The sequence below is a fragment of the Microbacterium sp. MMO-20 genome (assembly GCF_037147735.1).
Taxonomy (GTDB): Bacteria; Actinomycetota; Actinomycetes; order Actinomycetales; family Microbacteriaceae; genus Microbacterium.
In genome coordinates, this window is sequence record NZ_JBBCUU010000009.1 from 76,669 (window position 1) to 89,534 (window position 12,866).

Annotated in this window: 11 protein-coding genes and 1 tRNA gene; 4 read left to right on the forward strand and 8 right to left on the reverse strand. The window is 69.2% G+C overall.

Features of this window, described 5'->3' with window-relative positions; genetic code table 11:
- Together leuC and WFI52_RS12020 are read right to left on the reverse strand one after the other, a co-directional pair.
- Positions 1 to 1,440 (reverse strand): 3-isopropylmalate dehydratase large subunit, encoded by a 1,440-nt coding sequence (leuC, locus tag WFI52_RS12015; protein WP_336627253.1) that lies wholly within the window; start codon positions 1,438 to 1,440, stop codon positions 1 to 3.
- 157 nt (positions 1,441 to 1,597) lie between these two features.
- Complete coding sequence (locus WFI52_RS12020) at positions 1,598 to 2,668, reverse strand: TerC family protein (RefSeq protein ID WP_336627254.1); 1,071 nt, start codon at positions 2,666 to 2,668, stop codon at positions 1,598 to 1,600.
- Between the two features lie 254 nt (positions 2,669 to 2,922).
- Here WFI52_RS12020 and WFI52_RS12025 point away from each other — a divergent pair, with 254 nt between their 5' ends.
- Both WFI52_RS12025 and WFI52_RS12030 read left to right on the forward strand, forming a co-directional pair.
- Positions 2,923 to 3,483, forward strand: a complete 561-nt coding sequence (locus tag WFI52_RS12025; protein WP_336627255.1) for an RNA polymerase sigma factor — start codon at positions 2,923 to 2,925, stop codon at positions 3,481 to 3,483.
- A gap of 8 nt (positions 3,484 to 3,491) precedes the next feature.
- A complete protein-coding gene (locus WFI52_RS12030; RefSeq protein ID WP_336627256.1) occupies positions 3,492 to 4,571 on the forward strand; it encodes a DUF4349 domain-containing protein in 1,080 nt (359 codons plus the stop codon).
- Positions 4,572 to 4,625: 54 nt separating this feature from the next.
- Here WFI52_RS12030 and WFI52_RS12035 read toward each other — a convergent pair.
- Positions 4,626 to 4,701, reverse strand: a tRNA-Glu gene (locus WFI52_RS12035).
- A gap of 130 nt (positions 4,702 to 4,831) precedes the next feature.
- Here WFI52_RS12035 and WFI52_RS12040 point away from each other — a divergent pair.
- Positions 4,832 to 5,464 carry an MBL fold metallo-hydrolase gene (locus WFI52_RS12040; RefSeq protein ID WP_336627257.1) on the forward strand — a complete coding sequence of 211 codons (633 nt, stop codon included), beginning with the start codon at positions 4,832 to 4,834 and terminating at the stop codon, positions 5,462 to 5,464.
- Positions 5,465 to 5,533: 69 nt separating this feature from the next.
- On the opposite strand, the gene WFI52_RS12045 is transcribed toward WFI52_RS12040, so the two are convergent.
- Genes WFI52_RS12045 through WFI52_RS12060 form a run of 4 tightly spaced genes read right to left on the reverse strand, consistent with a single transcriptional unit; the run spans position 5,534 to position 9,635 of the window.
- On the reverse strand, positions 5,534 to 5,806 hold the full coding sequence (locus WFI52_RS12045) for an HPr family phosphocarrier protein (protein ID WP_336627258.1): 273 nt from the start codon (positions 5,804 to 5,806) through the stop codon (positions 5,534 to 5,536).
- A 39-nt stretch (positions 5,807 to 5,845) separates the two neighbouring features.
- A complete protein-coding gene (locus WFI52_RS12050) occupies positions 5,846 to 7,879 on the reverse strand; it encodes a PTS fructose transporter subunit IIABC (protein ID WP_336627259.1) in 2,034 nt (677 codons plus the stop codon).
- A 32-nt stretch (positions 7,880 to 7,911) separates the two neighbouring features.
- Positions 7,912 to 8,856 carry a 1-phosphofructokinase family hexose kinase gene (locus WFI52_RS12055; protein ID WP_336627260.1) on the reverse strand — a complete coding sequence of 315 codons (945 nt, stop codon included), beginning with the start codon at positions 8,854 to 8,856 and terminating at the stop codon, positions 7,912 to 7,914.
- Positions 8,853 to 9,635 carry a DeoR/GlpR family DNA-binding transcription regulator gene (locus WFI52_RS12060; protein ID WP_336627261.1) on the reverse strand — a complete coding sequence of 261 codons (783 nt, stop codon included), beginning with the start codon at positions 9,633 to 9,635 and terminating at the stop codon, positions 8,853 to 8,855. The genes WFI52_RS12055 and WFI52_RS12060 overlap by 4 nt, the downstream gene beginning before the upstream one ends.
- A gap of 320 nt (positions 9,636 to 9,955) precedes the next feature.
- Between WFI52_RS12060 and WFI52_RS12065 the strand changes: the two genes are divergently transcribed.
- The gene (locus tag WFI52_RS12065; protein ID WP_336627262.1) at positions 9,956 to 11,977 is read left to right on the forward strand and encodes a hypothetical protein; all 2,022 of its coding nucleotides are present in this window, start codon (positions 9,956 to 9,958) and stop codon (positions 11,975 to 11,977) included.
- 72 nt (positions 11,978 to 12,049) lie between these two features.
- Here the strand turns inward: WFI52_RS12065 and WFI52_RS12070 are convergent, their stop codons facing one another.
- Positions 12,050 to 12,823, reverse strand: a complete 774-nt coding sequence (locus WFI52_RS12070) for a hypothetical protein (protein ID WP_336627263.1) — start codon at positions 12,821 to 12,823, stop codon at positions 12,050 to 12,052.
- Positions 12,824 to 12,866: the final 43 nt, after the last annotated feature.

Consider the following 12,866-nt stretch of genomic DNA (forward strand, 5'->3'; position numbering starts at 1 on the left):
TCACACCTCCACTCGCGTCGGCAGATCGCTCGGACTCGCAAGGCGACCGAGGACGGCGGTCGCAGCGGCGACGAGCGGCGACACGAGGTGCGTGCGTCCGCCCTTGCCCTGCCTGCCTTCGAAGTTGCGGTTGCTCGTCGACGCACACCGCTCCCCCGGAGCGAGCTGGTCGGGGTTCATTCCGAGGCACATTGAGCAGCCGGCGAAGCGCCACTCCGCACCGAAATCCGTGAAGATCTTGTCGAGGCCCTCCGCCTCCGCCTCCAGCCGGACGCGCGCCGACCCCGGGACGACCATGACGCGGACGTCGTCCGCCTTCGTGCGCCCCTCGATCACCGACGCGAATGCGCGCAGATCCTCGATGCGACTGTTGGTGCACGAGCCCATGAACACGGCATCCACTCTCACGTCCTTCATCGGCGTGCCGGCCCGAAGGTCCATGTACTCGAGCGCACGCTCGGCGGCGGTGCGTTCGTTGGGATCGGTGAAGGATGCCGGGTCGGGCACGCTCTCCGACAACGAGACGCCTTGACCGGGGTTGGTCCCCCAGGTGACGAAAGGTTCGAGCTCCGCCGCGTCGAGGAAGACTTCGGCGTCGTAGACGGCGCCCTCGTCGGACGGCAGTGTCCGCCAATAGGCGACCGCGTCGTCCCAGTCCTGCCCCGTCGGGGCGTGCGGACGGCCCTTGACGTAGGCGAACGTCGTCTCATCCGGCGCGACCATACCGGCGCGTGCACCGGCTTCGATCGACATGTTGCACATCGTCATCCGGCCCTCCATCGAGAGGGAGCGGATCGCGCTGCCGCGGAACTCCAGCACGTACCCCTGGCCACCGTTCGCGCCGATCTTGGCGATGATCGCGAGAATGATGTCCTTCGCCGTGACGCCGGGACGGAGCTCCCCCTCGACAGTGATCGCCATCGTCTTGAAGGGCTTGAGCGGCAGCGTCTGCGTCGCGAGCACGTGTTCGACCTCGCTCGTGCCAATGCCGAACGCCATCGAACCGAAGGCACCGTGCGTCGAGGTGTGGCTGTCGCCGCAGACGACGGTGATGCCCGGCATCGTGAGGCCGAGCTGCGGGCCGACGACGTGCACGATGCCCTGCTCCTTGTCGCCGAGCGAGTGCAGGCGCACACCGAACTCCTCGGCGTTTCGGCGCAGGGTTTCGATCTGCGTACGACTCGTGAGATCTGCGATCGGCTTGTCGATCTGCAGGGTCGGCGTGTTGTGGTCCTCGGTGGCGATCGTGAGGTCGAGCCGGCGCACCGGTCGGCCCTCGGCGCGGAGGCCATCGAAGGCCTGCGGGCTCGTCACCTCGTGCACGAGGTGCAGGTCGATGTAGATGAGGTCGGGTTCGCCGTTCTCGCCCTTGACGACGAGGTGGTCGTCCCAGACCTTCTCGGCCAGGGTGCGGGGACGATCGGGGATGTCGGTGGTCATGTCTGTCTCGTTCTCCTGTAAGCGGATGAGGCCCAGCACGAACTCCGCGACGAGAGAGGGCTCAGAACGAGATCTCGTCGCGGCCGCTAAGGAGGAGGCGAGCGATCCGCACGGGGTCAGACTACCACCGCGTGCGGGTCGCCTCCCCCGCGGCCGATCAGGGACCCTCGACGGTCGGCGGTGTGCCCTTCTGCTCGGCGACCGCCTCGGCGGCGTCGACGGGCGTGGACGGCGTGCCTTCGGCGGGCGCGGCGCGTCGCTCACGGGCGGAGGCCATGAGGCTCGCGACGGTCGCCACGACCATCGACAGGACGATGACGCCCAGCGACATCCACGTCGAGATCTCCGGCGCCCAGTCGATGTGCTCGCCGCCGTTGATGAACGGAAGCTCGTTGACGTGCATCGCGTGGAAGAAGAGCTTCACGCCGATGAAGGCGAGGATGAACGCGATGCCATAGTGCAGGTACTTCAGGCGGTCGAGCAGGTCGCCGAGGAGGAAGTACAGCTGCCGGAGTCCCATCAGAGCGAACAGATTGGCCGTGAACACGATGAACGGGTTCTGGGTGATGCCGAAGATCGCCGGAATGGAATCGATCGCGAACAGCAGATCGGTCATCCCGATCGCCGCGAACACGATGATCATCGGCGTGAAGATCTTCTTGCCGTTCACGACCGTCCGCACCTTGGCGCCGTCATAGTGGTCGCTGATGTCGACCATCCGACGGAGGGTCCGCACGACGAACGACTCCTGCTTGACGTCGTCATCGTGATCGCCGCCGGGGAACGCCTGTCGCCACGCCGTCCAGATGAGGAAGGCGCCGAAGATGTAGAACACCCAGCTGAACTGCTCGATGATCGCGGCGCCGGCGAGGATGAACAGGCCGCGCAGGACGAGCGCGATGATGATGCCCACCATCAGCACTTCCTGCTGGTAGCGGCGCGGCACCGCGAACTGCCCCATGATGAGGACGAAGACGAAGAGGTTGTCGATCGAGAGGCTGTACTCCGTCAGCCATCCGGCGATGAACTGCCCCGCGAACTCGTGGCCGGCGAACAGCCACAGCATTCCCGCGAACAGGAGCGCGAGCGTGACGTAGAAAACGACCCACAGCGTCGATTCGCGGGTGGACGGGATGTGCGGACGCTTGAGAATCAGCAGCAGATCGGCGACGAGGATGAGGACGAGGACGACGAGAGAGCCGACTTCGAACCAGACGGGAAGCTCCATCAGGACCTTTCGGAGGGGACGATTGACGTCGAAAGTCTCTCCCCCGCACCGGGCCCCGTGAGCGGCCTGGTGCGGCGCGCGCCCGGGGCTCCGACGACGGAACCCGTATTGACGGGACACGCGATGCGGGATACTCCCTCTCGCTCGCACAAGGATACAGGCCCGGCGTCGTGAAAGAGGTCGACGGATCGATGCCGATCTGAGACGTGTGCGCACCCGCCGACACTGACAGGGTGGGAACAGACGAGGAGACCATGACCAAGCGAGAGTCCGCGAGCGACACGGAACTGGTCGCTGCCGCAGCCGGCGGCAGCGATGACGCCTTCCGTGCCCTCTATCGCGCCTATGCGCGGCCGGTGTACTGGCTCGCGCATTCCCTCGTGGGGACGACGGTGGATGCGGAGGACGTGCTGCAGGAGACGTTCCTGGCCGCGTGGCGGAAGCTGCCCGGGCTGGATCTGGCCGGCGAATCGCTCCTGCCGTGGCTCGTGACGATCTGCCGCTTCCAGGCGGCGAATCGGATCCGCCGGCTGCAGCGCGACCGCCTCCACACCTCGGACGCACTCGAGGAGACCCTCCCCGCGACGGTCGATGTGGAGAAGCAGGTCGTGGATGCCGCGCTAGCGGAACGGATCATCGCCGAAGTGGGGACACTCTCGACCCTCGACCAGCAGATCTTCCGCCTGTGCGCCGAGGAGGGCTACGCCTACGGCGCCGCCGCCGAAGCGCTCGGAGTCTCGCACGGTGTCGTTCGCAATCGTCTGTCCCGCATCCGCACACGACTGCGCGGCACGATCGCCGCGGAGGGGACATGAAAAGGGACATGAACGCCGCAGACCTCACCCTGCCCGAGCTCACCGGCGCGCGTCGCGATGAGATCGAGGCGACGCTGTTCACCCGCATCGCCGAGGAGCGCAGTCTCAGCGCGATCACCGCCGCGCACGAGGCGGAGCGCGCCCGATCCCGGGCTGTCCGTCGGGGCCGCGTGTGGATGGGCGCCGCGGCGGCCGCCGCCGTCGTCGCAGTCGCCGCCGTCATCGCGCCGAGCCTCGGCATCGGAGCGGGATCCGGTTCCGCCATCACCGCAGAGCAAGCCACCATGATGGAGGGCGCCGGAGCGAACGCCTTCGACAGCAAAGCGATGTCGGGAGGGTCGGCGGATGCCGCGACCGGATCCACCTCGCGCGAGGTGGTCGCCAGCGCGTCGGCGAGCATCACCGCTGACGACACGCGCGCCGCGATCGATGAGATCACGGCGTCAGTCACCGCGGCGGGCGGATACGTCGAATCCGTCAGTCTCGGCGGGAGCCCGGTCGTCTATGACACCACCGGCGGCGTGTCGCCCATCCTGCCGACGGACCCGATTCCGCAGAGCGCCTGGATCACCGTCCGGGTGCCGGCCGATGCGCTCACCGACACGATCGCCGGTCTCGCTGCAGCGGGCGAGGTGACGGCGACGCAGATCGACCGTCGCGACGTCACGACGGAAGCAGTGGACCTCCGGGCGCGGGTGTCCTCGCTCGAAGCATCCGTCGCACGGCTGACGGAGCTCATGGGGCAGGCCACGTCGACGGCCGACCTCATCGCGGCGGAGTCCGCACTCTCCGAGCGGCAGGGTGAGCTCGAATCGCTTCGGCAGCAGCTGACGTGGCTCGACAGCCAGGTCGCGATGTCGTCGCTGACCGTCACCATCACGGAACCGACACCGGCCACGACCGCGAACCCGGCGGGCTTCGGTGACGGCGTGGGCGCGGGGTGGAACGGGCTCGTCGCGACCCTGAACGGCCTCGTCGTCGCGGTCGGATTCCTGCTGCCCTGGCTCGGCGTCCTCGTCGTCCTCGCGCTGATCGTCTGGGGCGTGCGCCGGGTTGTCCGGCGCCGCAGGACGACGGAAGACGAGTAGCTCCGGACCGCGTGCAACTGCAGAAAGCCCCCGCCGAAGCGGGGGCTTTCTGTGTGGTGACCCCAGCGGGATTCGAACCCGCGTTACCGCCGTGAGAGGGCGGCGTACTAGGCCGCTATACGATGGGGCCTCACCGGTGTTTCCTTCTCCTTCGCGGATCAGGCAACCGTTCGATTATGCCATGCCTGCGACGAACGCGCCAAATCGAGCGCACCCTCACCCGGCTTGCCTCCACCGTGTCACGGGCGTTGACTGTGCGCATGCGCATCACGAAACACGAGCACGCCTGCCTCCGCCTGGAAGCGGAGGGGAAGCAGCTGATCATCGACCCCGGGTCGTTCACGTTGCCCCTGAGCGACCTGCACGGACTCGCCGCGATCGTTATCACTCACGAGCATCCCGACCACTGGACGCCCGAGCACCTGGAACGCCTCCGTCGAGACGCTCCCGGTGTGCCGGTCTACGGGACCGCCGGCGTCGCGGCGTCCGCACCGGACGTGATCGTGGTCTCCCCCGGCGACACCGTGACGGCCGGACCGTTCACGATGACGTTCCACGGCGGGCGGCACAGCGTCATCCATTCGTCGATCCCCGTGATCGACAACGTCGGCGTCCTCGTCAACGACGCGTTCTACTATCCCGGCGACTCGTACGCCGTTCCCGCGAACACCGAGGTGGATCTCCTCGCAGCACCGATCGGCGCGCCATGGCTCAAGATCGGCGATGCGATCGACTTCGTGCTGGCGGTGAAGCCCCGCCGCGCCTTCGGAACGCACGACATGACGCTGTCCCGCGTGGGCCTGGAGATGCACCGCGCGCGGCTCGCCTGGGCGACCGAGCAAAACGGCGGCGAGTTCGTGACGCTCGATCCCGGCGAGTCGTACGAGATGTGAGACGACGGATGCCGCGGCCCCGCACTCGGCGAGCGGGCGGCCGCGGCATCCGTCGGTGTCGCTTCGGAGTCAGCTCTCGGCGTCGTGGTCGGTCTCGAGGAAGGTCACGAGGCTGTCGAGCGCCGCGTCGGCCCCGTCGCCCTCCGCCTTCAGCGTGACGACCGTGCCCTGGGTGGCGCCCAGGCCCATGAGGGTCAGGATGCTTCCGGCGTTGAGGTCAGGTCCGCCCTCGGTCGCGATGGTCACGGGGATTCCGGTCTGCTGCACCGCCTGCACGAAAAGCTTCGCGGGGCGGGCGTGCAGGCCCGAGCTGCTGGCGACGGTGGCCTGGCGTTCTGCCATGGGGTCCTCCTGAGTGGTGGGTGGATCGTCTCTTCGAGACTAGGCGGTCACGGTCGCCTGCGGAACACTCTGCACGTCGGGGTAAACCGTCTCGACCGGGCGACGGCGCGCGAAGCGCTTGAGCGCCACGACCGCGAACGCGGCGACGACGGTGCCCGCGGCGATCGAGAGCAGCCACAGCCAGAAGTTGTCGATCGCGAAGAAGACGAACACGCCGCCGTGCGGCGCCTTGCTCGTCACGCCGAGCGCCATCGACAGTGCGCCGGTGACGGCACCGCCGACCATCATCGCGGGGATGACGCGGAAGACATCCGCCGCGGCGAACGGGATCGCGCCTTCGGAGATGAACGCCGCGCCGAGCAGCCACGCGGCCTTGCCGTTCTCGCGCTCGGGCTCGGTGAACAGCTTGCGGTCGATCACCGTCGACGCGAGCGCCATGGCGAGCGGCGGAACCATGCCCGCCGCCATGACGGCGGCCATGATCTCGAGGTAGCGCGTGTCGCCGGCGATGCCCGCTGCGAGGTTCGCGGTCGCGAAGCCGTACGCCACCTTGTTGACGGGGCCGCCGAGGTCGAAGCACATCATGAGGCCGAGGATGATGCCGAGGATGATCACACCCGCGCCGGTGAGACCGGACAGCCAGTCGTTCAGGACCTTCGTCAGCCAGGCGATCGGCCCGCCGAGGACGAGAAGCATGAGGCCCGAGGCGAAGATGGATGCCAGAAGCGGAATGATCACGACCGGCATGAGACCGCGCAGCCAGCGCGGGACGTCGAGGCTGTTCAGCCACCACGCCGCGAGACCGGCGAGCAGACCGCCGACGATACCGCCCAGGAAGCCCGCACCCATGAAGGCGGCGACGGCACCCGCGACGAAGCCGGGGGCGATGCCCGGTCGATCGGCGAGGCCGTACGCGATGTACCCCGCGAGGGCTGGGACGAGGAACCCGAACGACAGCGCACCGATCTTGAAGAGGACGGCACCCAGGTAGACGATGAGCGAGGTGTCGCCGAGGTTCCAGAGGGTGGACGCTCCCAGTATCTTGTCGGCGTCGAACGCGATCTCGTAGCCACCGAGGAGGAACCCGAGCGCGATGAGCAGACCGCCGCCGGCGACGAACGGGATCATGTAGCTCACGCCCGTGAGGAGTGCCCGTTTGACGGATCCACCGATCGACGTCGAGCCCCCGGCCGCGCGTGCGGCCGCGGCGGTGTCGGCGCTCCCCGATACGCGCGGCGCGATGGGATTGCCCACGGCGGAGACGGCTTCGTCGATGAGGAGCTTCGGCTGCTCGATGCCCTTCTTGACGGGGACGCGCACGACCGGCTTGCCCGCGAAACGCTGCTCGTCGCGCACGTCGACGTCGACGGCGAAGATCACGGCATCCGCCTCGTCGATCACCTGCTGCGGAAGAGCCTTGTATCCCGACGAGCCCTGGGGCTCGACGACGAGGTCCACGCCGAGTTCCTTGCCCGCGGCCGTCAGTGCGTCGGCGGCCATGAACGTGTGCGCGATTCCCGTTGCGCAGGCCGTCACGGCGACGATCCTGGCCGGGTGTCCGTCCACCACGAGCTTCGTGGTCGACGCCGCGGGCGCCGCTGCAGCCGCCGCCGGTGCCGGATTCTCGGAGACCGCGTCCTGCACGAGGGCGACGACGTCGGAGGGTGCCGTGGCGGCGCGCAGACCTGCCGTGAAGTCGGGGCGCATGAAGGCGCGCGCGAGGCGGGACAGGACCGCCAGGTGCTCTTCGGCAGCCGTGTCGGGCGCGGCGATGAGGAACACGAGGTCGGCGGGGCCGTCCTCCGCGCCGAAGTCCACGCCCGGATTCAGGCGCGCGAAGGCGAGCGTCGCCTCACGGACGGCCGGGCTCTTGGCGTGCGGAATCGCGATGCCGCCCGGAAGCCCCGTCTCGTCGGTCTGCTCGCGCTTCCACGCATCGGCGGCGAGTCCCGCCGCGTCGCTCGCGCGCCCGGAGGCGGCCACGCGCGCCGCGAGCGCGTCGATGACCGCCCGCTTGTCGGTGCCCAGCGGCTCGTCGAGACTGACGAGCGCCGGAGTGATGATCTCGGACACGATGACCTCCAGTGGTCTCTCGATGGGGTGAGTCAGGGGATGGTCCTCACCGGCACGTCGCCGGGGAGGAGGTCTGCGGGCGTCGGGGCCTGGGTGCCCGGGAGGGCCGCGGCGGCGGATCCGTAACGGATGCCGCTGCGCAGGCACTCCTGCGCGTCGGCACCGTGGGATTCGGCGAGAAGAAAGCCCGCGAGGGAACTGTCGCCCGCGCCGACGGTGCTGCGCACGCGCGTCGGCGGGGGCGTGCCATGCCAGGCGCCCTGCGCAGTGACCAGCACCGCCCCCGCGCCCCCGAGCGTCACGAACGCGGATGCGACGCGGGTGGGGACGAGGCGCGCCGCGATCGCGGCGACCTGTTCGGGAAGCGGCGCGTCGGGATCGAGCTCGACACCGGCGAGCTCGGCGAGCTCCTCCTCGTTGGGCTTGATGAGGTCCGGCGCACCGGACGCCACGACGGCGCGTAGCGCCGGCCCCGACGCGTCGACGGCGATGCGCGGGGCGTCGGCAAGCGACGCGCGCACCGCACGGATGACGTGGACGTAGAAGTCCTCCGCGAAACCGGGCGGCAGCGACCCAGCGAGCACGAGCCAGCGCGCGCCCATGGATGCCTCGACAACCGCCTCGATGAGAGCCTCGGCATCCTGCGGAGCGCGTCCCACACCCGGCAGGTTCACTTTGGTGGTGAGCCCGTCGGGGTCGGCGATCGTGAGATTCGCTCGCGCCGCTCCCCGCACGGCGACCGGCACCGTGTCGACGCCCGCCGTTCGGAGTGCTTCTCCGAAGGAGTCGGTGGGGTCGAGGGGCAGGATGGCACGGCTGTCGAGCCCGGACCCCTGGAGTACGCGGGTGACGTTGATCCCCTTGCCCCCGGCATCCTCGCGGACGGTGAGAGCCGTCTGTACGGCGCCCGGGCGAAGCGGTTCATCGAGGATGATCGTCCGATCGAGGGACGGGTTCGCGGTGAGCGTGACGATCACGGCGTCCAGACCTCCGCGTCCGCATCGGCCAGTGCGGCGGAGAGCTCACCGCTCGGAGCGGCGTCGGCGACGAGGATGTCGACATCATCGAGCCCGCCGAAGGAGATGAGGAGCTCGGCGTCGAACTTCTCGGCATCGCACGCGACGATGGTGCGCCGCGCCGCAGCGATGACGGCGCGCTTCACGGCGGCCTCGTCGGGGTCGGGGGTACTGAGACCGAACGACGCGGACACGCCGTTCGTCCCGATGAACGCGAGGTCCGGTCGCAGGCGCGAGATCGCATCGACGGTCTGCGCGCCCACAGCGGCGGCTGTCAGTCCACGCACGCGGCCGCCGATCGCCGTGAGGTTGAGTCCGGAAGCTCCGGCGAGCAAGTGCGCGATGGTCATCGAGTGCGTGACGACTTCGATCGGAGGGAGACCCGCGGGACGCTGCGCCAGGAGCGTCGCAATTTCCGCAGTCGTCGTGCCGGCGTCGAGGTACACGGATCCCTCGAAGTCTGCGGAGAGGGCGTCGACGGCGCGGCGCGCGATGGCGAGCTTGGCGTCGCTGCGACGACTCGCACGCTCGGTGAGCGAACGCTCCGCCGTGCTCACTCGACTGTGGGCGACTGCTCCCCCGTGGACGCGGCGGACGAGACCTCGGGTCTCGAGCTGGTCGAGGTCGCGACGGACGGTCTCGGTGGTCACGCCGAAACGCTGGGCGAGATCCACGACGACGACGCGACCCTCGGCCGCGATCAGGTTCTCGATGAGCTGTTGCCGCTCCGTTGCGTACATCTGCGTCCTCCTTCAGACAAGCACAGATTACAACACATTCACAGCCAAAACAATAATCATCACCCTCGGGATCATGCGGCGCAGTCCGCCAAGCGGAGAGGGGGACATTTGGTGACTACGTACAAGAGACTGCGCATCAGCACACGTGACACTTGGTGCCAGCCGGAAGATTCTCTCGACATCCCCGGTCACGACGGGGGGCACTGTTACCGTCGTGTCGCTCTCCCGATTCAGAGCCTGACCCACCCTTGCAATGACGCGGGGGCGAGACAACGGAGTCCTCAATGTCGAGAACCGCTACCCATACCCACGGATGGGGAATGCGTATCACTGTGATCGTGCTCAGCGTGCTGCTGGCCGCGATGACCGCGCTCTTCCTCCTGACCGCCGCAAAGCTCACCGCGGGCGCTGCGCAGCTCCACGATGGCGCGACCCAGGCGGCATCCGGATCAGAGACGCTGTCCACCGGTGCCGCGAAGCTCGCCGATGGAGCCGATGACCTCTTCGCCGGTGCGAAGAAGCTGAACGCCGGTGCCGCGAACGCCTCTGCCGGCGCGACCGCGCTGTCCACCGGTGCGACGAGCGCGGCCGCCGGCGCCGATCAGCTGGCCACCGGCGCAGGCACGCTCGCGAACGGCGCCGAGTCGGCATCGGCCGGTGCCGCGAAGGTGAGCGACGGCGCGGCATCCGCAGCCAACGGAGCCTCGCGCCTCGCGGCCGGCGCGCAGCGCCTTGACAGCGGTGCGCAGCAGCTCAAGTCGGGCACGGCGCAGGCCGCTCCGGGCTCGAGCCAGCTCGCCGACGGCGCGCAGCGCCTCTCGGCGGGCGCGAACGAGGCGAAGGCGGGCATCGACAAGCTCGACGCCGGCGCCACGCGTCTGGACACCGGCTCCGACATGGCGCGCCAGGGCGCCGGACAGCTCGCCCAGGGCCTCGGAACGCTCGCCAGCGGCGCGGGAGCGCTTCAGGCTGGACTCGGCCAGGTCGCAGGGGGCGCATCCCAGCTGTCCACCGGCATCGGGTCGGCGGCACAGGGCGGTAAGAACCTCGCCACTGGTGCCGCTTCGCTGAACGACGGCGCAGCGACCCTCGCCGGGGGAGCCAGCGCGCTGAAGGCCGGCTCCGCCTCCGTCTCCTCCGGTGCCAACGGACTCGCCCAGGGCGCAGCCAGCCTCGCCAACGGAACGTCGCAGGTCGCTGACGGCGCTGCCAACCTCTCCGCGGGGGCCTCGCAGGTCGCCGGGGGCGTCGGTGCTCTCCAGCAGAGCATCAGCCAGTACGCCGACAGTCTCGAAGCGGCAGCTGCCGACCCGGCGGTCGTCGCGCAGCTGCGCGGCATCGCGCAGGCAGCTGCTCAGGTCAAGGGCGGCGCAGACGGCGTCGCCTCCGGTGCGCAGATCCTCGTCGCCGGGGCGCAGGCGGCGCGCGATGGCGCTGCCGCCCTCAACACGGGCGCCGCACAGCTGCAGGCAGGTGCAGGCCAAGTCGCGGCTGGCGCTGCGAACCTCGACGCCGGGGCCACGCAGCTGACAGCCGGAGCGAGCTCGGTCAAGGACGGCGCCGCGTCGCTGTCGGCGGGCCTCGACACCCTCGCGACGAAGTCCGGTGAGCTCTCGGCGGGCGTCGGAACGATCGCCACGAAGTCCGGCGACCTCTCGAACGGTCTCACGACGGCGTCCACGAAGTCGGGCGAGCTCGCGAGCGGGCTGGCCGATCTGGACAACGGCGCGGGCGAGCTCGCGGCGGGCCTTTCCACCCTGAAGTCGAAGTCGGGCGGCCTCACCGACGGCGCGGCGACGCTCGCGGCAAAGTCGCGTGAGCTCTCCGACGGCGTCGCACGGCTGGATGCCGGGGCCACCACGCTGGCCAGCGGTGCGACCGAGCTCTCCACCGGTGCCGGCTCGCTCGCGACCGGTACGCAGACGCTTTCGACGGGTGCTCAGGCGCTCAGCTCGGGTGCGCAGAGCCTCGCCACCGGCGCGGGCACCCTCTCGGCGGGTGCGAGCTCGCTCGCAGAGGGCACCCAGAAGCTGTCGTCCGGCGCCGGCTCCCTCGCCTCGGGTCTCGGCGAGCTCTCGACGGGATCGACGGCGCTCTCCAAGGGCACCGAGGACCTCGCCGCAGGTTCCGACAAGGTTGCGGACGGGGCGATCAAGCTCGCCGACGGCAACTCGCAGATCGCCGGCGGTACGGGCGAGTTGAAGGCCGGCACCTCCGGGCTCAGCCCGATGGTGCTGCCGTGGGTGTTCGGCGCGCTGATCGCGGGTCTCATCGCGGGCGTGGCCTGGGTGCTGCACCGCGTCGTGCACCGCAACCGCGAGCGAGGGCTTCTGACCACCTGAGGTCTCTGGAGAACGACTGCGGGTCCCGGCCGAGATGGCCGGGACCCGCAGTCGTTCAGGACGAGAAGAGGCTCAGGCCTCGCTCATCACGTTCACTTCCTGCTGACCGCGGGCGGCGAGGGCCGCGGCGCGGGCGGCGATGCGGCGAGCCTGCTCGGCCTGCCCGGCATCCAACTCATCCTGGTCGACGGGGAAAGACTCCACCTTGTTCACGCCGTTGTACTTCGCGATGTAGGCGTCGAGCTCGGGGCCCGACTCCCACGACGTGATGAGGCAGTAGCGCGGCTCGTCGCCGTGATGGGTGGCGGCGTGCCACAGCCGCTGCGTGTCGATGACGAGCTGGGCTCCGGCGGGGAGCGCGATGCGCGTCTCTTCGCTCGGGTCGGTGCGGTTCTCGCGCAGGACGAAGTAGCTGTCCTTGTCGTCGGTGAGGTTGAAGAACGAGCGCACGACCCAGCCGGTGCCGTCCGGGTTCAGACGGTTGTTGTCGTCCTGGTGCAGGTTGTACAGGCAGTCGGCGTACGTGTTCGGCTGCAGCTCGATGATGCGGCAGCGCCCGACGTTCGCGCCGGGCTCGAGCGCACGCTCGGTGAGGGTAGGAGCGATCGCCGTCTGGGAGTCGATCCAGACGCCGTCCTTGTCGGTGCGCGGCGGCTTGTGGTTCCAGAAGCCGTTGCACTCGATCTCGCCCTTGGCCGAGGCCAGCGGGGCGAAGCGGGTGTCACCCGAGCTCTTCCAGTCGACGTACTCGAGATCCATCCACTCCTTGGGATCGATCTCCTTGCCGTACGGGTCGAGGACGACGTAACCGGTCTCCTCGAGAGCCGCGCTCTTGATGTATGCCATGACGGATCATGCCCTTTCTGTCGGTCCAGCGAAGTTTTTACAG